This window comes from Sphingopyxis sp., from assembly GCF_036402335.1.
Lineage (GTDB): Bacteria > Pseudomonadota > Alphaproteobacteria > Sphingomonadales > Sphingomonadaceae > Sphingopyxis.
The window spans coordinates 1-18023 of sequence record NZ_DASWTD010000459.1 but is presented as its reverse complement, the minus strand read 5'-3'; the positions used below and the strand labels follow the sequence as shown (position 1 = coordinate 18023).

Genomic DNA, 18023 nt, shown 5'->3' with positions numbered 1-18023 from the left:
ATGTAAGGGCGCGCGGGCGCGAAGTCTAGCGATGCAGGGCAGGGATTGCGTCGCCCCCGCGAAGGCGGGGGCCGTTGTCGGCCTCGCGCATCGCCACTGCGTAAACCTCTGGCGGCCCCCGCCTTCGCGGGGGCGACGATGATGAAATCAGGCCGTCTTGCGCAGCGGCGCGTCTTCGCTGGCATCGGGGCCGGCGGGCGGCACCATCGGCGCGCGGAGCAGGCCGCGGTCGGCGAGCAGGCGGTCGGTGTCGGCGGCAGAGGCGGCGCGGCCGAAATGCCAGCCCTGTCCCTTGGAGCAACCAAGCCGCGTCAGTTCGATCGCGGTCGCCTCGTCCTCGACGCCCTCGGCGGTGATCGGCATCGCGAGGCTTTCGCCGAGGCGCACGATCGCGACGACGATCGCCTGCGCGTCGGGGCTGCCACGCATCGCGGCGACGAAGCTGCGGTCGATCTTGATCCGGTCGAAGGGCAGTGCACGCAGGTGCGAGAGCGAGCTGTAGCCGGTGCCGAAATCGTCGAGGCTGAGCGAAACGCCCTGATTCTTGAGGCTGGTAACGATCGAACGGACAAGCGGCAGGTTCTCGAACAGCGAGCTTTCGGTAATCTCTACCTCGAGCTGGCTCGCCGGAAAGCCGGTTTCGACGAGCAATTTGGTCAGCTTCTGGCTGAACCACGGGTCTTTCAGCTGCTGCGGCGAAATGTTGACCGCGAGCATGATCGACGGATCCCAGCGCTTGGCGATCTCCATCGCATTGCGGATCACCTGCAGCGACAACTCACCGATCAACCCGCTTTCCTCGGCGACGGGGATGAAGCGTTCGGGCGGGATCATCCCATATTCGGCCGATTCCCATCGCATCAGCATCTCGAAGCCGATCAGCCGTCCGCTGGCGATGTCGACCTGCGGCTCGAAATGGGGCACGAATTCGCCGCGCGGCATGCCTTCGCGAATGCCGGTCTCGATCTGGTTGCGAACCTGCACGGCCATTTCCATGCCGGGTTCGAACCAGCAGTAGCGGTTCCGCCCTTCGTCCTTGCAATGATACATCGCGATGTCGGCCTGGCGCACCATCGTTTCCATCGTCACGCTGGCATCGCTTGCCAGCGACACGCCCAGCGATGCGCCGACGCGAATCTGCTGGGCATCGTGGGTCACATTATTGTCGAGCGCCGCGACGAGCTCGGCAGCGAGCGCGTCGATGTCGGGACGTGCCGCAGGCTCGAAAGCGAGCATGGCGACGAATTCGTCGCCGCCCAGCCGTGCCTTCGTCGCATTGGGGGGCAGGATCGCCGACATGCGTTCGGCGGCGACCTGCAAGACGCGGTCACCGGCGACATGGCCGTGGATGTCGTTGACGGTCTTGAAATGATCGAGGTCGAGAAGGAACAGCGCGACCTGGCGCTTGTCGGCGATCGCGCTCGCGATTTGCCGCTGGCCCGTCGCGAGCAGCGCCCGGCGGTTGAGGAAACCGGTCAGCGGGTCGGTGTCGGCAAGGTAGCGGGCGCGCTGCTCGGCCTCGGTGCGTTCGCGGATTTCGCGGTTGAGATCCTTGTAGCGGCGCCAGCCGAACAGGATCAGCGCGACATTGAGCACCAGCGCGGCGGCGAGCGCCCGGTCGGGGCCGCCGCCAAGGCCGCTGAGCGCCTTGACGATCGCCTGCATCACATTGCTGCCCGTCCCGACGAACAGCAGAATCGCGGCGACGACGATGCCGCCGGCCAATATGTCGCGTTTGGCGCCTTCGCTGCGGTCCGGCTGCTTCGACGTCATAGTCATATGAATTTCCCCACCATCGCCGCCCTAATGCACGCAAAGCGGTGAAATTTGCGTTAAGTGGAGTATTTCCCACGAAGGATGGAATGCCTGGTCTTGGACTTGCCTTTCGCGTCGGTTTTGCGTAGAGGCCACCGCGTCCGCGCGTATCTTGCGCACGGATATATCGATGTCCGCGACGGAAAGTCTGTCCACGGATAGCCGCTGGTTGGCGAGGTTTCGCTCACCGGCGTCTTTTGCGTTGCGGGCTTTCGAGGAAGGATTTGAGGCGCATGTTCGACAGTCTGAGCAATCGGCTTGGCGATGTTTTCGGGAAGCTCCGCGGTCGCGGCGCGCTGACCGAGGCCGACGTGCGCGCGGCGATGCGCGAAGTGCGAATCGCCTTGCTTGAGGCCGACGTCGCGCTGCCCGTCGTGCGCAGCTTCGTCGATCAGGTCACCGAGCTCGCGATCGGCCAGAATGTCCTGCGCTCGGTCACCCCGGGGCAGCAGGTGGTCAAGATCGTCAGCGATGCGCTGACCGAGATGCTCGGGTCCGAAACCGCCGAGCTCGACCTTGCCGTCGCCCCGCCCGCGGTGATCATGATGGTCGGCCTGCAGGGCTCGGGCAAGACCACGACCACCGCGAAGATCGCGAAGCGGCTCAAGGAAAAAGAGCGCAAGAAGGTGCTGATGGCGTCGCTCGACGTCAATCGCCCCGCCGCGCAGGAACAGCTCGCCGTCCTCGGCACCCAGATCGACGTCGCGACCTTGCCGATCGTCGCGGGCCAGCAGCCGGTCGAGATCGCGCAGCGCGCGATGCAGGCCGCGAAGCTCCAGGGCTACGACGTGCTGATGCTCGACACCGCGGGCCGCCTCCACGTCGACCAGCAGCTGATGGACGAGATGCAGGCGGTGTCGCGCACGGCGAACCCCGCCGAAACCCTGCTCGTCGTCGATAGCCTCACGGGGCAGGACGCGGTGCAGGTCGCGCAGCGCTTCACCGACCAGGTGCCGCTGACCGGTGTCGTGCTCACCCGCATGGACGGCGACGCGCGCGGCGGTGCCGCGCTGTCGATGCGCGCGGTCACGGGCAAGCCGATCAAGTTCGCGGGTACCGGCGAAAAGCTCGACGGGCTCGAACTCTTCCAGCCGTCGCGCATCGCGGGCCGCATCCTCGGCATGGGCGACGTCGTCAGCCTCGTCGAACGTGCTGCCGAAACGATCCAGGCCGAAGAGGCCGAGGCGATGGCGGCGAAGATGGCCAAGGGCCAGTTCGACCTCAACGACCTCCGCACCCAGCTCAACCAGATGCGCCGCATGGGCGGTCTCGGCGCGCTCGCCGGCATGATCCCCGGGATCAAGAAGGCGCAGGCGCAGATGGCCGCGGGCGCTGCCGACGACAAGATGCTCATCCACTTCGACGCGATCATGGGCTCGATGACCCCCAAGGAACGCGCGAAGCCCGAAATCCTGACCGCGAAGCGCAAGATCCGCATCGCCAACGGCTCGGGCACCACGGTGCAGCAGGTCAACAAGGTGCTGAAGATGCACCAGGAAATGGCCAGCGCGATGAAGAAGATCCGCAAGATGGGCGGGCTCAAGGGCCTCGGCGCGCTGTTCGGCAAGGGCGGCGGCATTCCCGGAATGGGTGGGATGGGAGGCGGCGGTGGCCTCCCCGGTCTCGGTGGCGGCGGCTCGATCCCGCCCGAACTCGCCAATTTGATGAATAAAAAGAAGTAATTACAACCGAATTTCAGTTTAGAAGAAAAAGGAAAATATCATGGCAACCTCCATTCGCCTCGCACGCGGCGGTTCGAAAAAGCGTCCCTATTACAAGATCGTCGTCGCCGATTCGCGTAGCCCGCGTGACGGCCGCTTCATCGAGCGTATCGGCAGCTACAACCCGCTGCTCGCCAAGGACAATCCGGAGCGCGTGAAGCTCGACGCCGACCGTGCGAAGCATTGGGTTTCGGTTGGCGCGCAGCCGACCGACCGCGTCGCCCGCTTCCTCGACGCCGCTGGCGTCCTCGAGCGCGCTGCCCGCAACAACCCGAACAAGGGCGTCCCCGGCGAGAAGGCCAAGGAACGCGCCGAAGAAAAGGCCCAGAAGCTGGCTGACGCCGAAGAAGCCGCAGCCGCTGCTGCCGCCGCCCCGGCGCCGGAACCCGAAGCTGCTGAAGAAGCCGCTCCCGAAGTGGCCGCCGAAGAAGCTGCCGCTCCCGAAGCCGCTGAATCGGATGCGACCGGTTCGGTGAAGAGCGAAGAAACCGCCGAAGCCGTTGCCGAAGCCGTCGCCGACGAAACCCCGGCCGACGCGACTGCTGACGACGCGACCGCGATCGCCGAAGAAGTCGCCGAAGGCGGCCCGGTCGCTGCCGAAGCCGAAGACGCTCCGGCCGCCGAAGAAGCGCCCGCTGAAGAAGCTGGCGAAGAAAAGGCCGAAGGCTGAGCCTTGGCCGACGCGAATCGCCCCGTTACCCTCGCCGCCATCGCCGGCGCGCACGGGGTACGGGGCGAGGTGCGTCTCAAACTGTTCGGCGAAGGCGCGGAGGCTCTCCGCGCCTTTTCCGTTTTCGACGCGGGCGACCGCAAGCTGACGCTGAAATCGGTGCGTCCCGCCAACCAGGGCGCGGTCGCGACCTTCACCGAAATCACCGACCGCAGCGCCGCCGAGGCGCTCCGCGGCACCGTCCTCACCGTCCCGCGGTTGGCGCTGCCGCCGCTCGCCGAGGGCGAATATTATCACCACGACCTGCTCGGCCTGCCGTGCGTGTCGACCGATGGCACGGCGATCGGCCATGTCGCCGCGGTCGAGAATTTCGGCGCGGGCGACATCCTCGAAATCGAAAAGCCCGACCGCAAGCGCTTCATGGTGCCGATGACCGCGCAGGCGGTGCCGGCGTGGAACGACGATGGCGTGACCGTGAACGCGGCGTTCGTCGAGTAAGCGCGCCTCTCCGTTATTCGTCATCCCGGACTTGATCCGGGATCCATTCCAGCGCTGGCGGCCATGGACCCCGGATCAAGTCCGGGGTGACGATGGCTTTTCTTCGCCGATTGTCGGTGGCTCCCGGCGCTGATAGCCTGACGGCAATTGGCTGTGGAGGGTCTATGCGCTGGAAATCGGGTTTTGCTTTCGCTCTCATGCTCTCGGGCGCGGTTCCCGTCACCGCGCAGGAAGCCGCCCCCCAAACCCTCGACCAGCTCGCTCCCGAAATCGACGCGCTCTTCGCCCGATATCAGGCCGAACAGCACATCCCCGGCGTCGTCTATGGCGTCGTCAAGGACGGCCAGCTTGCCTATGTGAAGGGTGTCGGCGTCCAGAATATCGCCGACAAAAGCCCCGTCACCGCCGACAGCCTGTTCCGCATCGCCTCGATGACCAAGGCATTCACCGCCTTGTCGATCCTCAAGCTGCGCGACGACGGCAAGCTCCGCCTCGACGACCTTGCCGAACATTATGTGCCCGAAATGAAGGGCTGGACCTATCCGACCAAGGACAGCCCGCGCATCCGGGTGCGCGACCTGCTCCAGCACGTCGGCGGCTTCGTCACCGACGATCCGTGGGGCGACCGGCAACAGGTTTTGCCGCAGGACGAATTCACGAAAATGATCGCAGCAGGCGTGCCGTTCAGCCGCGTGCCGCAGAGTAGCCACGAATATTCGAACTTCGGCTACGCCCTGCTCGGCCGCATCGTCGCGAACGCGTCGGGCATGAAATATACCGACTATGTCCAAAAGACGATCCTGATCCCGCTCGGCATGACGAGCAGCGGCTTCGACGCGCCCAAAGCCCCCAAGGCGCGCTACGCGCTCGGCTACCGCTGGGAAAATGAGCGCTGGACCGCCGAGCCCGAGATGATCGACGGCGCGTTCAACAGCATGGGCGGGCTACAGGTCAGCGCGAACGACTATGCCAAATGGGTCGTTTTCCTGCTTTCGGCCTGGCCCGCGCGCGACGATGCCGACAATGGCCCGGTCAAGCGGTCGACGGTGCGCGAGATCGCGCAGGGCTCGAACTTCGTATCGGTGACGAACCGCATCGGCGCGAGCGGGGCGACGGCGTGCAAGCAGGCGGGCGCGTACGGCATGGGCTGGCGCGTCGCGCAGGATTGCGACCTCGGCCTCACGCTCGCGCATGGCGGCGGCTATCCGGGCTATGGCAGCCATGTGATGCTGATGCCCGACCATGGTGTGGGCGTCTTCGCGTTGTCGAACCGGACCTACGCGGGCCCGGCGGCCCCCGCGTGGGACACCGCGGTCGCGATGGACAAGGCAGGGCTGCTCGAAACGCGTGCGGTGCCGGTGTCGGTAGCGGTGGCGGACGCCTATTCGGCGGCAAGGGCGGCTTATGCCGCGGGCGATCTCGGGCCGCTGCAGGGCAAGCTCGCGATGAACTTCCTGCTCGATCGCTCGGCCGCGAACTGGAAAGCCGAATTCGCGAAACTGAAGGCCGAGGTCGGCGAATGTCCGGGCGACGAGCCGCTCGCGCCGACGGGCGCGATGTCGACCGCCTTCCGGCTCAACTGCGACAAGGGCAAGCTCGACGGGCAATTGTTGCTCGCGCCGACGACGCCGGTGACGATCCAGGCACTGCGCCTGCGCGTCGTTCCGCCCGAAGCGCGCTGATATCGACGGGGTGAGGCATAGCAAGGGGGCAGCCTCACCCCGTCTGGCCCTGGACCTTGAGAGGGCAGGGGAGCTTATCGCGCCCGGCGCGGACGCACGCTGCAGCGCGCGACGGCGCGGGTGAAGACGCTGTCTTCGCCGGGCGCGCTCGGCAGGGCGATCCATTCGCCGAGACGGCGGAACGGGGTCGCGAACCAGTGGAGGCCGCGGGTGATATCGGCGCTGAAATGATCATGACCGTCATTCCAAACGCGCATGAACTGCTCGTCTTTCATCGCTCATTTCCTTTCGCTTGGTGCATCCTGAATGGGCTCTTTCGCGCCGCGGCGCCAACAAAAGGTGTAGACCATATCATAAGCTGAACTTATAATGGGGCGTGTCCCGCCTGCCGCCCCTCGCCGCCATACGCACCTTCGAAGCCGCCGGTCGTTTGCAGAATTTCTCGCGCGCGGCGGAGGAACTGGGGCTGACGCAGGCGGCGGTCAGCTATCAGGTCCGCCAATTGGAGGACCGGCTCGGCCGCGCGCTCTTCGTGCGCGAGAAGGGGCGGGTGCGCCTCTCCGAAACGGGGCAGCGACTGCTTCCCGCGATCAGCAATGCCTTCGCCACGATGGGCGATGCCTTCGCCGCGCTCGGCAGCGACGAGGCCGATGTGCTGACGATCAGCGCGATGACGACATTCGGCGGCACCTGGCTCAGCGCGCGCATCGGCGGTTTCCAGCTCGCCTATCCCGACCTCGCCGTCCGGATGCTGCTCAACAACGAACTGGTCGATTTCAATGCCACCAACGTCGACGTCGCGATCCGCGTCGGCCGCGGATCGTGGCCCGGTTTGCGCGCCGACTTTCTGTACCGCAGCCACATCACGCCGATTTGTGCGCCGGCCTTTCTGGAAGCCAATCATATCGAGCGGCCGGAAGATTTGCTGCACGTCGACCGGCTCGCGCCCAACGATCCCTGGTGGGCGGGCTGGTTCGCGGCCGCGGGAGTCGATACCGTGCCGCCGCCGCAGCGCCGCGGCATCGAGCTCGACAGCCAGCTGCAGGAAGCGAGCGCGGTGCAGGGCGGCTATGGCATCGCGCTGATGACCCCGCTGCTCTGGCGCGCCGAACTCGACGCGGGGCGGCTCGTCCGGCCCTTCGACGCACTCTATCAGCCCGGGACCGCCCATTATCTGGTCCACCGCGAAAACCGCGTCGGGGTGCGCAAGATCGAGCGTTTCCGCGAATGGCTGCGCGCAGAGATGGAGAAGGATCGTCACCTGCTTCCCGACGAGCTATGGGCGCCGCTGTCATGACCTTCGCCGCCGTCCCGCTGACCCTCTACCCCGACATGTTCCCCGGCCCGCTGGGGCACAGCATGGCAGGGCGCGCGCTGGAGAGCGGGACTTGGTCGTGCACGCCGGTGCAGATCCGCGATTTCGCGACCGACAGGCATCGCACCGTCGACGATACGCCCGCGGGCGGCGGCGCCGGGATGGTGCTGAAGGTCGATGTGCTTGCCGCCGCGATCGACCATGCGGTGGCGGCGCATCCGGGGCTGCCGATCCTGGCGATGACCCCGCGCGGTGCGCCGATCACGCAGGCGCGCGTGCGCCAGCTTTCGGCCGGCCCGGGAGCGATCATCCTCTGCGGCCGGTTCGAGGGATTCGACGAGCGCATCTTCGACGCAAGGCCGATCGAAGAGGTGTCGATGGGCGACATCATATTGTCGGGCGGCGAGATGGGGGCGTTGTTGCTGCTCGACGCTTGCATTCGGCTGCTTCCCGGCGTAATGGGCGCGGCTTCAAGCGGGGACGACGAATCGTTCGAAAACGGTTTGCTCGAATATCCGCATTATACCCGACCCGTTAATTGGGAAGGGCGCACGATCCCCGAAGTGCTGCGATCGGGGGATCATGCGAAGATCGCGGCCTGGCGGAAACAACAGGCGGAAGATCACACACGGTTACGCAGGCCGGACCTTTGGGAGCGCCATGAGGGTGCTCGGGACCGACCTGCCTCTGGCGCGCGGCGAAAAGAAAAGGACTAGAGGACATGAACCTCATCCAGACGATCGAAGCCGAAGAAATCGCCAAGGCTGGCAAGACCATTCCGACCTTCCGTCCCGGCGACACGCTGAAAGTCGGCGTGAAGGTGGTCGAAGGCGAACGCACCCGCGTCCAGAATTTCGAAGGCGTGTGCATCGCACGCTCGAACAAGGGCATGGGCTCCAACTTCACCGTGCGCAAAATGTCGTTCGGCGAAGGTGTCGAGCGCGTGTTCCCGCTCTATTCGCCCAACATCGACTCGATTACCGTCATCCGCAAGGGTGCCGTGCGTCGTGCGAAGCTTTACTATCTTCGTGGCCGCACTGGTAAATCGGCGCGTATTGCGGAGCGCCGCGAATACCGGTCGGAAGCCGGCGAAGGCTAAGGAGAGCTTCTCTCACCCAAAGCCGAAACAGCTTTCAAAAACGACCGGTTCCGCCAACAGGCAGAACCGGTCGTTTTCTTTTGGGCAAAGCGAATTTGATGCAAGCGTCCGTCCTCCCGTTCCAGCCAACGCGGCGTGCCTTTCTTGGCGCGGTGCTGGCCTTTGGCGTGTCGGGCGAGGCGATGGCGCTTACCAATGCGCAGCGGCTGGTCAGCGCGGCGCGGCGGCAGGTCGGCGTCACGCTGACGTACGACCCCGCCTATACGGTGCTGCGTTTCCCGAACGGCGATGTCGACCGCGCCAAGGGTGTGTGCACCGACGTCGTGATCCGCGCCTTTCGCGATGCACTCGCGCTCGACCTTCAGGCTCTTGTAAACGCCGACATGCGCGCCAATTTCGGGGCCTATCCGAAAAACTGGGGGCTCGGCCGCCCCGACCGCAACATCGACCATCGCCGCGTGCCCAACCTCGCGACCTATTGGCGGCGGCAGGGCGCGTCCTTGCCCGTCACCGACGATCCCGCCGACTGGCGTCCGGGCGATATCTTTACCCAGATGGTCGGCGGCCGGCTGCCGCACACCGGCATCATATCCGACCGTAAGGACACGACCGGCGTGCCGCTCGTCCTCCACAATATCGGCGGCGGCACGCGCGAGGAAGATGCGCTGTTCAAGCACAAACTGACCGGCCATTTTCGCTGGAAAGTCTGAATATCGTAACGTTTTCAACCGAGTATTTGCACTGAGGAGTGAATAAATGGGTTATCGTATCGTAGTCGCCGGGGCCACGGGCAATGTCGGGCGCGAAGTGCTCGCCATTCTCGCCGAGCGCGAATTTCCCTACGACGAACTGGCGGCGGTCGCATCGTCGCGCAGCCAGGGCGACGAGATCGAAATCGGCGATACCGGTAAAACCGTGAAGTGCCAGAATATCGAGAATTTCGACTGGTCGGGCTGGGACATGGCGATTTTCGCAATCGGCAGCGACGCGACCGCGATCCACGCGCCCAAGGCGGCCGCGGCGGGCTGCGTCGTGATCGACAACTCGTCGCTCTATCGCATGGACCCCGACGTGCCGCTGATCGTACCCGAGGTGAACCCCGACGCGATCGACGGCTATACCAAGCGCAACATCATCGCGAACCCCAATTGCTCGACCGCGCAGATGGTCGTCGCGCTCAAGCCGCTCCACGACGCGGCGACGATCAAGCGCGTCGTCGTCTCGACCTATCAGTCGGTGTCGGGCGCGGGCAAGGCGGGCATGGACGAGCTGTGGAACCAGACGCGCCAGATCTTCGTCGGCGACGAAAAGGACGTGCAGAAGTTCACCAAGCAGATCGCCTTCAACGTCATTCCGCACATCGACAAATTCCTCGACGACGGATCGACCAAGGAAGAGTGGAAGATGGTCGTCGAGACCAAGAAGATCCTCGATCCGAAGATCAAGGTCACCGCGACCTGCGTCCGTGTCCCCGTCTTCGTCGGCCATTCGGAAGCGATCAATATCGAGATGGAGGATGAGCTGTCGGCCGAGGATGCGCAGCGCATCCTGCGCGAGGCGCCGGGCGTCGTGCTCCACGACAAGCGCGAGGACGGTGGCTACATAACCCCCGTCGAATGCGTCGGCGATTTCGCGACCTTCGTGTCGCGCGTCCGTGAGGATTCGACCGTCGACAACGGCTTGAACCTCTGGTGCGTTTCGGACAATTTGCGCAAGGGCGCCGCGCTGAACGCGGTGCAGATCGCCGAACTGCTGGGACGGCGGCATTTGAAGAAGGGCTGATTTCATGGCGCGGCGGATGGTTTTCATTGCCGGGATGCTCGCTCTGGCGGTATCCGGCGTCCCGTCCGCCGCGACCCAAAACTTGGCCGAACAACCGTTCGGAGAGCTTGCGGTCGTACCCGACGAGCTTCTCGGCACGTGGAAAATGACCGGCGAGAAATGCGAGGAAGGCGAAACGCCCGGCACGAAACAGGTCGATGCGCTCATCCGCTTCGAGCCCGATTTCAAATATGAACTCACGGTCGAAGGCTGGCGGTCGGTCGGAAGCTATCGCGTCGAACGGATGCGCGACTCGCCGCTCACGATCCGGCTCGACGATACCCTGTACGAGTTCGATTTCGTCGACGGTCACCTCGAAAACTGGAGCGAGGGCGATGCCGTCTACCTGTGCGGCCGGATCTTCGAACGGACCAGCGAATGAGCCTTGACCCTGCGCGCTTCACCCATGCGCTCTGCCGCGCGCCTGCGCGCTCGGCGGTGCACGGCATCCGCGCCGATGGCGGCCCCGATCCCGATTTCCCTGGCCTCGTCGCCGAGCATGAGGCCTATGTCGCGACGCTTCGCGAACTCGGCCTTGCGGTTGAAGTCCTGCCGCCGCTCGACGATTTTCCCGATGCGCTGTTTACCGAAGATGTCGCGTTGACCTTTCCCGAAGGCGCGATCCTGCTTCGCCCCGGTGCGCCGAGCCGCGCTGGCGAGGTCGAATATATCCGCGCGCCGCTTACCGCCTGCCATAAACGCCTGCTTGAAATGACCGGCCCCGGCTATGCCGACGGCGGCGACATATTGCGCCTTTCCGACCGGGTGATCATCGGCCTTTCAGCACGCACCGACCGCGCGGGTGCCGAGGAGCTTGCAGGACTGTTGGCCGAACTCGGTTATCGTGCCGAGATTGCCGAAACCCCGCCGGGCGTCCTCCATTTCAAAACCGGCTGCGGGCTGATCGACGAACGCACGATCCTCGCCGTCCCCGCACTCGCGGCCTGTCCGGAGTTTGACGGGCTCGAAGTCGTGACGACCCCGCCGGGCGAGGAGGCTGCCGCCAATATCCTGCGCATCCGCGATACTGTCCTCGTCGGCGATCGCTGGCTCGCGACGCACGCGTTGCTCGCCGCGCGCGGCATCGAGGTCCGTCCGCTGGCGACCGACCAGATCGCGCATATCGACGCGGGGCTCAGCTGCATGTCACTGCGCTGGTGAGCACCGCCACCCCGCCCGTGCAGCGCCGCCTGCTCGGCCTGCTCCTGATATTGTTGCTGCTCGCCCAGATCGACCAGCCTTATCCCGAGATCGCGCTGCTTCAGCATATCCCGACGATGCTGCTGCTGATCGCCTCGCCCCTGCTGCTCCGCCGCTGGCCGCTGTCGACGGCATCGGTCGCCTGCATCGTGGCGTTCATGGCATTGCACACGCTCGGTGGCCGTTACGCCTACAGCAATGTGCCCTATGACGACTGGGCGCGCGCGCTGGCCGGCACGAGCCTGTCCGACGCTTTCGGCTGGACGCGCAATCATTATGACCGGCTCGTCCATTTCGCCTTCGGGGCGCTATCGGTGATCCCTGTCGCTGAAATCGCGCGACGCTGGGGCGGGCTCGGTCCGCGCGGCGCGGGCTTGACCGTGCTTGCGTGGGTCCTCGCCATCTCGTGCCTTTACGAAATCTTCGAATGGCTGCTCACCATCGTCGCGGCGGGCGAGACCGCGGACCGCTATAACGGGCAGCAGGGCGATATCTGGGACGCGCAAAAGGATATGGCGCTTGCAGTGCTGGGTGCGATACTGGTCCTGGCGATCCCGCGCCGCGACAGGAGATAGCATGCGCAAGTTCACGACTCTCGCGATGGTGGCGCTGCTTGCCGCGTGCAAGCCCGCCGCCGACAAGGCGCCCGTCGATGCCGACCCCGTCGCGCCGGCGGTTCCCGAAGCGAAGCTCGACGGCCCGAATGCCGCAACCACCGCGGTCAGCCTCGACGGCGAAGGGCTGCGTTTCGTCGACAAGGCCAGCGGCAAGACCAGCCTGCTCGCTTTCGGGGTGCCGCGCGCGCAGGCCGAAACCGCGCTCGCGAACGTCACGGGCAAGGAAGACGACCGCAGCACGAACGCGGAATGCGGCGCGGGTTCGATGGAATTCACCCGCTACGACGCGATGACGCTCAACTTCCAGGGCGGCAAATTCGTCGGCTGGTTCCTCGGCAACGAGCCGGGGGCCAGGGCCTATTCGACGATGAGCGGGATCGCCATCGGCACGACTCGCGCCAGGGCGAAGGAAACGGTCTCGATCGTCGATCTGGAGGACAGCACGCTGGGCGAGGAATTCAGCATCGGGTCGGGCGACAATGCCATCGGCGGGATGTTCGCGGCGCCGGGCGACTCGGCGAAGATCGACGCGCTGTTCGCTGGCAACAACTGCTTCTTCCGCTAAACCAGCCGGCGCGCCATCGGCGGGACAGTGGCGCAGGCGGGGGTGCTGTCCTTTCCGGTTCCGTTGACCGATATCTCGATGCGACGACCATCGCTTGCCGCGCTGTCGAGCAGGTGCTGATCGATGTCGTGGATGTCGATCTTCATCCGGCGAGTCCAGGGCGAGGACGGGTCGCCGGCTGCCTGACCGATGCGGATATAGACGAAGCGCCGCTCGGCCCCCTCGCGCCGCACCTGATCGCCGAAGAATTTCGGTCCCGGCGCGACGCCGATCGTGAAGTCGAACGCGAGCGGCTCGCCGGCGCCCGATGATTTCGGATCGAGTGGATGGCCGTCCCTGGCCTGCAGGCTATGGAGGACTCCGGCGACTGGCGTGTCGATGACGATCCGCATTGCAATCTCGCGCCTGTCCGTCCGTGCCATGATCGTCAATGTCCGATATCCGCCGCCGACGCCTTCGGCCCGCCCGGCCTCGGCGGGCGTAGCAGCAGCACCAGCGGCACCGACGCCAGCGTCACCCACATCATCAGCCAGAAATCGTCGATATAGGCAACCATCGCCGCCTGCCGGTTGATCTCGGCATTGACCATCGCCATCGCCGCGTCGCCCGCGATGCCGAACCGGTCGGCGGTCGACGGGTCGAGCAAGCTCACCGAGCTGTTGGTGACATGCGCCGCCAGATCCTCGTGGCTCGTCTGGATGTTCGCGCCGAGCAGCGTCGTCACGATCGAGATGCCGACCGACGCGCCGATGCTGCGGAACAGGTTGAGCAGGCTCGATCCGTCGGTGCGATATTGCGGCTGGATCGTCGCGAACGCCATCGTGTTCAGCGGGATGAAGATCAGCCCCATGCCCAGCCCCTGCACCAGCCCGCTGACGATCACCGGCTGCATCCCCATTTCGAGCGACCAATGGCTCATCTGCCAGAGCGAGTAAGCGGCGATGAGCAGCCCGGTGCCGACCATCCAGCGCGCGTCGATCTTGCCCAGCAGCTGCCCCGCGACCCACATGCTGGCGAGGATGCCGATCCCGCGCAGCGCGAGGATGACGCCGGTATCGATCACCGGCCAGCCGAACAGGTTCTGCAGCATCGGCGGCAGCAGCGCCATCGATGCGAACATCACGACGCCGATCACAATCATGAAGCCCATCGCGGTGACGAGGTTGCGGTCGGCAAGCATCAGGCGGCTGAACAGCGGCGCGCGCGCGGTGAACATATGGACGATGAACATCCACAGGCACGAGATGGCGACGCCGAGTTCGATCCAGATTTCAATGCTGTCGAACCAGTCGAGATGCGCGCCGCGGTCGAGCATCAACTGCAAGGCGGCGAGCCCCAGCGCGAGCATCGAGAAGCCGAAGAGGTCGAACCGCCGCGTGACGCTTTTTGTCTTGGGCAGCAGTGCCCACATCATCGCAAGCGTGAGCAGGCCGACGGGCAGGTTGACGTAAAAGACCCAGCGCCAGTTGACGCTTTCGGTCAGCCAGCCGCCCAATATCGGGCCGAGGATTGGCCCGATCATGATCCCCATGCCCCAGATCGACATCGCGCGCGCATGGCGCTCGGGCGGGTTGATGTCGAGCATCACCGACTGCGACAGCGGCCCGATGAAGGCCGCGCTCACCCCCTGCAGGAAGCGGAAGGCGACCATCTGTTCGAGCGTCTGCGCGGCGCCGCACGCCATCGACGCGATGATGAAGCCGACGACCGCCGCCATGAACAATTCGCGCCGCCCGATCCGGTCGGCGAGCCAGCCGGTGATCGGCATCGCGACCGCCGAGGCGAGGATATAGCTCGTCAGCACCCACGTCACCGTCTCGCTCGTTGCGCCCAATGCCGACTGCATATGCGGGATCGCGACGTTGGCGATCGTCGTGTCGAGGATCTGCATGATCGACGCGCCCATGACGGCGACGGTCAGCAACCCGCGATAGCGCACGCGTTCGTGCAGCGGGATGCTGTCGTCGTCGGGGAGCGCCGCAGCGGCGGAGCGGCGGGGAAGGGCGTTGCTCGCCACGGGAGCTTACTTCGTAAACACCCGGACATCGGCCGATAGCCCCGCGATCATGTCGCGCGCCGGCTTTTCGTCAAAGGCGATCCGCACCGGCACGCGCTGCGTAACCTTGACCCAGTTGCCGGTGGCGTTCTGCGCGGGCAGCACCGAAAATTCGCTGCCGGTGCCCGCGCCGATCGTCAGCACATGGCCGCGGACCTTTACGCCGGGATAGGCGTCGAAGCTGATTTCGGCGCGCTGGCCGACGCGCATGTCGGCGAGGTCGGTTTCCTTGAAATTGGCCTCGACCCACGGGTGCGCGGTGTCGACCAAAGTGACCGCGGGCAGCCCCGCGACCATCATCTGGCCGACCTGCAGCCGGTCCGACTGCGCAATGCGGCCCGCGCTCGGCGCGCGCACCGTCGTGCGGCCGAGGTTCACCTCAGCCTGCGAGCGCTGGACGCGCGCCGCCTCGACCTGCGGGTTGATCCCGCTCGACGGGCCGGCGGCAAGTTTCGTGCGCGCTTCGGCGGCCGCAGCCTCGGCTTGGCGGACGCTCTCACGCGCCTGCTGGAGCGCATGGCGCGAGGCGTCGTAGGCGGCTTTGGTCGTGAAGCCCTTTTCCATCAGCGCCGCCTGCCGGTCGAAGGTCATTTGCGCGAATTTGACGTCCTCGCGCGCGGCGGCGATGTCGACACTCGACGTGTTTGCGCTCGCCGACAGGTTGCCGACCTCGACCTCGGCCGCGTCGATCGCGGCGGTCGCCTGCGCGACGGTCAACGCATAGGGTTCGCCGTCGATGCGGAAGAGCAGCTGGCCTTTCGCGACCTGCTGCCCGTCGCGCACCGCGACTTCGGTGATGCGGCCGCCGACTTCGGCGGCGACCGAGACCTTGTCCATCTGGACATAGGCGTTGTCGGTCGACACCGACCCGCCGCTCGTCAGCCACCAACCCGCACCGCCCGCGATCAGAGCCAGGGGCAGGCCGAACATCAGCAGGCGGGTGCGCCAGCTTGCGTTGGGCGCGGCTTCGGCGGCCGGCGCGGCGTCGGGCAGCGGATCGGCCTTCGGCGCGGCCCTGGGCGGGGTGGCATCTTCGGCGGCGGGGTTCTTGGCGGGCCGGGACGGGGAGAGCTGATCCATCAGGCGGTCTCTTTTTCTTTTTGGCAAATGCGGCGGGACAGATTGGCGCGAACGCGCTCGACAAGGCCGACGAGCTGGTCGACTTCGGCGCTGCTCAATCCTTCGATGGCTTCGGCGGTCAGCGCGTCGGCGACGGGGCGCATGCCGCCCAGCAGTTCGCCCGCGCGCGGCGTCAGGTAAAGCTGCCAGGCGCGGCGGTCGGCGGGATCGGCGCGGCGTTCGACCAGTTCGGCCTCGACCAGCCGGTCGACCATCCGCGACAGGGTGATCGGTTCGACCTCGATCAGTTCGGCGAGCGGCCCCTGACGAATACCCTCGTGACGCTTGAGGTAAGTGATCAGCCGCCATTGCAGCGCGGTGATCCCGCTGTCGCGCGTACGCGCGTTGAACGAGCGCCGGAACAGGCGCGCGGTGTCATTGAGCAGGAAGCCGATCGTTTCACTCATGTCATAGGATATAATAGCAATTGCTATTATATTCAACAGGGCGATGCCCTTGCCAACAACCTCGAATCCGGTTGTAAATTTTTTTTACACTGCTTGCGTCGGGCGTTTTTTTGGGCAGGATGACGTCATGACTTTGATCGCCGACCTATTCTGGTCCTTTCGTTCGCCGTACAGCTATCTTGCGATTGGCCGGTACCGCGCGCTTGCCGCCAGCCACGATGTGACGATCAACTTGCGTCCCGTTTATCCGCTCGCGATCCGCCAGCCCGATTTCTTCGAGCGTAATCACCCCAACTGGCTGAGTTATACGGTGCGCGACATGATCCGCGTCGCGCAGTTTCACGGCATTCCCTTCGGGCCGCCGCGGCCCGATCCGATCGTGCAGGATATGGCGACACGCGCGATCGCCGCCGAGCAACCCTATATCCATCGCCTGACCCGGCTGGGGCAGGCGGCATCGCGGCGCGGCAAGAGCCTCGCTTTTGCCGATGAAACCGCGCAGCTGATCTGGGGCGGCGCGCAGGACTGGCATCTGGGCGACCATCTGGCGGGCGCCGCGCGGCGTGCAGGCCTCGACCTCGCCGAACTCGATGCCGAGGCGGAGGCCGAAGCCGTGGTGCTCGACAATGAAATCGCCGCCAACCAGGTCGCGCTCGAGATCGCCGGTCACTGGGGCGTACCGACGCTGGTGTTCGAGGGTGAGCCCTTTTTCGGGCAGGACCGGATCGAAATGGCGAAGTGGCGCATGGAGCAGAAGGGGCTGCGCCCGCGCTGATCGACACTTGCCGAACCGGACGTGATGGGCGCATAGCGCGGCGCATGACGATCGAACCGCAATTTTTCGAGGCGCGCGACGGCGTGCGACTGGCGTGGCGCGAGATGGGCCCGGAGGCCGGCGACGCCCGGCCATTGCTGCTGCTCCACGGGCTGTTTTCAAGCGGCGAGGTCAACTGGATCAAATTCGGCACTGCGGCGCGCATCGCGGTGGCGGGTTACCGCGTGATCATGCCCGACCTGCGCGTCCATGGATCGAGCGAGGCACCGCACGACGAGGCATTTTACCCGGCCGACGTGCTGGTGCACGACCTTGAGGATCTGGTCGCCCATCTTGGGCTAACCGACTTCGATCTCGGCGGCTTTTCGCTCGGTGCGCGGACCAGCGTGCGCGCGGTGGTTGCGGGGATGCGGCCGCGCCGCCTGATCCTTGGTGGCATGGGGCTGGCCGGACTCGCCGGCTGGCAGCGGCGCGGGCAATTTTTCAAGCGCGTGATCGCCGAATATGAAACGGCAAAGCGCGGCGACGATACCTGGCTGTCGATCCAGTTCATGAAGACGATGAAGGTCGACCGTATCGCCGCGGGGCACCTCCTCGACAGCTTCACCGACACTTCGCCCGATATGCTCGCGGCGATCGCGATGCCGACCTTGCTCGTCTGCG

20 protein-coding genes and 1 pseudogene are annotated in these 18023 nt (G+C 65.6%); 15 read left to right on the top strand and 6 right to left on the bottom strand.

Features of this window, described 5'->3' with window-relative positions:
• Window positions 1–147 precede the first annotated feature (147 nt).
• Window positions 148–1779, bottom strand: coding sequence for a putative bifunctional diguanylate cyclase/phosphodiesterase (locus VGD20_RS14960; protein ID WP_331135207.1), 1632 nt, complete (start codon window positions 1777–1779; stop codon window positions 148–150).
• A 269-nt stretch (window positions 1780–2048) separates the two neighbouring features.
• Here VGD20_RS14960 and ffh point away from each other — a divergent pair, with 269 nt between their 5' ends.
• The 4 genes and pseudogenes from ffh to VGD20_RS14940 all read left to right on the top strand — a co-directional run bounded on the left by ffh (window position 2049) and on the right by VGD20_RS14940 (window position 6386).
• Window positions 2049–3497 carry a signal recognition particle protein gene (ffh, locus tag VGD20_RS14955; RefSeq protein ID WP_331135206.1) on the top strand — a complete coding sequence of 483 codons (1449 nt, stop codon included), beginning with the start codon at window positions 2049–2051 and terminating at the stop codon, window positions 3495–3497.
• A 40-nt stretch (window positions 3498–3537) separates the two neighbouring features.
• A pseudogene (rpsP, locus tag VGD20_RS14950) lies at window positions 3538–3993 on the top strand (30S ribosomal protein S16); the annotation flags it as partial.
• A 216-nt stretch (window positions 3994–4209) separates the two neighbouring features.
• A complete protein-coding gene (gene rimM, locus VGD20_RS14945; protein ID WP_331135205.1) occupies window positions 4210–4704 on the top strand; it encodes a ribosome maturation factor RimM in 495 nt (164 codons plus the stop codon).
• A gap of 164 nt (window positions 4705–4868) precedes the next feature.
• Window positions 4869–6386 (top strand): serine hydrolase domain-containing protein, encoded by a 1518-nt coding sequence (locus VGD20_RS14940; protein ID WP_331135204.1) that lies wholly within the window; start codon window positions 4869–4871, stop codon window positions 6384–6386.
• A gap of 74 nt (window positions 6387–6460) precedes the next feature.
• On the opposite strand, the gene VGD20_RS14935 is transcribed toward VGD20_RS14940, so the two are convergent.
• Entirely contained in the window at window positions 6461–6661 is a 201-nt protein-coding gene (locus VGD20_RS14935; RefSeq protein WP_331135203.1) for a hypothetical protein, read from the bottom strand.
• A 101-nt stretch (window positions 6662–6762) separates the two neighbouring features.
• Here VGD20_RS14935 and VGD20_RS14930 point away from each other — a divergent pair, with 101 nt between their 5' ends.
• From VGD20_RS14930 to VGD20_RS14890, 9 genes are all read left to right on the top strand, one after another.
• Window positions 6763–7683, top strand: a complete 921-nt coding sequence (locus VGD20_RS14930; protein WP_331135202.1) for a LysR substrate-binding domain-containing protein — start codon at window positions 6763–6765, stop codon at window positions 7681–7683.
• Window positions 7680–8417: a tRNA (guanosine(37)-N1)-methyltransferase TrmD gene (gene trmD, locus VGD20_RS14925; RefSeq protein WP_331135201.1), complete on the top strand. Its 738-nt coding sequence runs from the start codon at window positions 7680–7682 to the stop codon at window positions 8415–8417. Before VGD20_RS14930 ends, trmD begins: the two co-directional genes overlap by 4 nt.
• Window positions 8418–8422: 5 nt before the next feature.
• Complete coding sequence (rplS, locus tag VGD20_RS14920; protein ID WP_137891798.1) at window positions 8423–8800, top strand: 50S ribosomal protein L19; 378 nt, start codon at window positions 8423–8425, stop codon at window positions 8798–8800.
• A 98-nt stretch (window positions 8801–8898) separates the two neighbouring features.
• Window positions 8899–9510 carry a DUF1287 domain-containing protein gene (locus VGD20_RS14915; RefSeq protein WP_331135200.1) on the top strand — a complete coding sequence of 204 codons (612 nt, stop codon included), beginning with the start codon at window positions 8899–8901 and terminating at the stop codon, window positions 9508–9510.
• A 46-nt stretch (window positions 9511–9556) separates the two neighbouring features.
• Window positions 9557–10582 carry an aspartate-semialdehyde dehydrogenase gene (locus tag VGD20_RS14910; RefSeq protein WP_331135199.1) on the top strand — a complete coding sequence of 342 codons (1026 nt, stop codon included), beginning with the start codon at window positions 9557–9559 and terminating at the stop codon, window positions 10580–10582.
• Between the two features lie 82 nt (window positions 10583–10664).
• Window positions 10665–11003, top strand: coding sequence for a hypothetical protein (locus VGD20_RS14905; RefSeq protein ID WP_331135198.1), 339 nt, complete (start codon window positions 10665–10667; stop codon window positions 11001–11003).
• Window positions 11000–11782, top strand: a complete 783-nt coding sequence (locus VGD20_RS14900) for a dimethylarginine dimethylaminohydrolase family protein (protein ID WP_331135197.1) — start codon at window positions 11000–11002, stop codon at window positions 11780–11782. Before VGD20_RS14905 ends, VGD20_RS14900 begins: the two co-directional genes overlap by 4 nt.
• On the top strand, window positions 11779–12396 hold the full coding sequence (locus VGD20_RS14895; RefSeq protein WP_331135196.1) for a DUF2238 domain-containing protein: 618 nt from the start codon (window positions 11779–11781) through the stop codon (window positions 12394–12396). The genes VGD20_RS14900 and VGD20_RS14895 overlap by 4 nt, the downstream gene beginning before the upstream one ends.
• 1 nt (window position 12397) lies before the next feature.
• On the top strand, window positions 12398–13003 hold the full coding sequence (locus VGD20_RS14890) for a hypothetical protein (RefSeq protein WP_331135195.1): 606 nt from the start codon (window positions 12398–12400) through the stop codon (window positions 13001–13003).
• Here the strand turns inward: VGD20_RS14890 and VGD20_RS14885 are convergent.
• The 4 genes from VGD20_RS14885 to VGD20_RS14870 are packed head-to-tail and all read right to left on the bottom strand — an operon-like array spanning window position 13000 to window position 16585.
• A complete protein-coding gene (locus VGD20_RS14885; protein ID WP_331135194.1) occupies window positions 13000–13425 on the bottom strand; it encodes a DUF5990 family protein in 426 nt (141 codons plus the stop codon). The genes VGD20_RS14890 and VGD20_RS14885 overlap by 4 nt on opposite strands.
• A 5-nt stretch (window positions 13426–13430) precedes the next feature.
• Window positions 13431–15020 carry an MDR family MFS transporter gene (locus VGD20_RS14880; protein ID WP_331135193.1) on the bottom strand — a complete coding sequence of 530 codons (1590 nt, stop codon included), beginning with the start codon at window positions 15018–15020 and terminating at the stop codon, window positions 13431–13433.
• Between the two features lie 6 nt (window positions 15021–15026).
• Window positions 15027–16139 carry an HlyD family secretion protein gene (locus VGD20_RS14875; RefSeq protein ID WP_331135192.1) on the bottom strand — a complete coding sequence of 371 codons (1113 nt, stop codon included), beginning with the start codon at window positions 16137–16139 and terminating at the stop codon, window positions 15027–15029.
• Window positions 16139–16585 carry a MarR family transcriptional regulator gene (locus VGD20_RS14870; RefSeq protein WP_331135191.1) on the bottom strand — a complete coding sequence of 149 codons (447 nt, stop codon included), beginning with the start codon at window positions 16583–16585 and terminating at the stop codon, window positions 16139–16141. The genes VGD20_RS14875 and VGD20_RS14870 overlap by 1 nt, the downstream gene beginning before the upstream one ends.
• Window positions 16586–16712: 127 nt before the next feature.
• Between VGD20_RS14870 and VGD20_RS14865 the strand changes: the two genes are divergently transcribed.
• Entirely contained in the window at window positions 16713–17360 is a 648-nt protein-coding gene (locus VGD20_RS14865) for a 2-hydroxychromene-2-carboxylate isomerase (RefSeq protein WP_331135190.1), read from the top strand.
• Window positions 17361–17404: 44 nt separating this feature from the next.
• Window positions 17405–18023 (top strand): alpha/beta hydrolase (locus tag VGD20_RS14860; protein ID WP_331135189.1); only part of this gene is annotated, 619 nt, incomplete at its 3' end.

Bases quoted from the DNA above. Each gene is read 5' to 3' on its own strand.
- VGD20_RS14960 (WP_331135207.1), bottom strand. From the start codon at position 1,779: ATGACTATGACGTCGAAGCAGCCGGACCGCAGCGAAGGCGCCAAACGC.
- ffh (WP_331135206.1), top strand. From the start codon at position 2,049: ATGTTCGACAGTCTGAGCAATCGGCTTGGCGATGTTTTCGGGAAGCTC.
- VGD20_RS14940 (WP_331135204.1), top strand. From the start codon at position 4,869: ATGCGCTGGAAATCGGGTTTTGCTTTCGCTCTCATGCTCTCGGGCGCG.
- VGD20_RS14935 (WP_331135203.1), bottom strand. From the start codon at position 6,661: ATGAAAGACGAGCAGTTCATGCGCGTTTGGAATGACGGTCATGATCAT.
- trmD (WP_331135201.1), top strand. From the start codon at position 7,680: ATGACCTTCGCCGCCGTCCCGCTGACCCTCTACCCCGACATGTTCCCC.
- rplS (WP_137891798.1), top strand. From the start codon at position 8,423: ATGAACCTCATCCAGACGATCGAAGCCGAAGAAATCGCCAAGGCTGGC.
- VGD20_RS14915 (WP_331135200.1), top strand. From the start codon at position 8,899: ATGCAAGCGTCCGTCCTCCCGTTCCAGCCAACGCGGCGTGCCTTTCTT.
- VGD20_RS14910 (WP_331135199.1), top strand. From the start codon at position 9,557: ATGGGTTATCGTATCGTAGTCGCCGGGGCCACGGGCAATGTCGGGCGC.
- VGD20_RS14900 (WP_331135197.1), top strand. From the start codon at position 11,000: ATGAGCCTTGACCCTGCGCGCTTCACCCATGCGCTCTGCCGCGCGCCT.
- VGD20_RS14890 (WP_331135195.1), top strand. From the start codon at position 12,398: ATGCGCAAGTTCACGACTCTCGCGATGGTGGCGCTGCTTGCCGCGTGC.
- VGD20_RS14885 (WP_331135194.1), bottom strand. From the start codon at position 13,425: ATGGCACGGACGGACAGGCGCGAGATTGCAATGCGGATCGTCATCGAC.
- VGD20_RS14875 (WP_331135192.1), bottom strand. From the start codon at position 16,139: ATGGATCAGCTCTCCCCGTCCCGGCCCGCCAAGAACCCCGCCGCCGAA.
- VGD20_RS14870 (WP_331135191.1), bottom strand. From the start codon at position 16,585: ATGAGTGAAACGATCGGCTTCCTGCTCAATGACACCGCGCGCCTGTTC.
- VGD20_RS14865 (WP_331135190.1), top strand. From the start codon at position 16,713: ATGACTTTGATCGCCGACCTATTCTGGTCCTTTCGTTCGCCGTACAGC.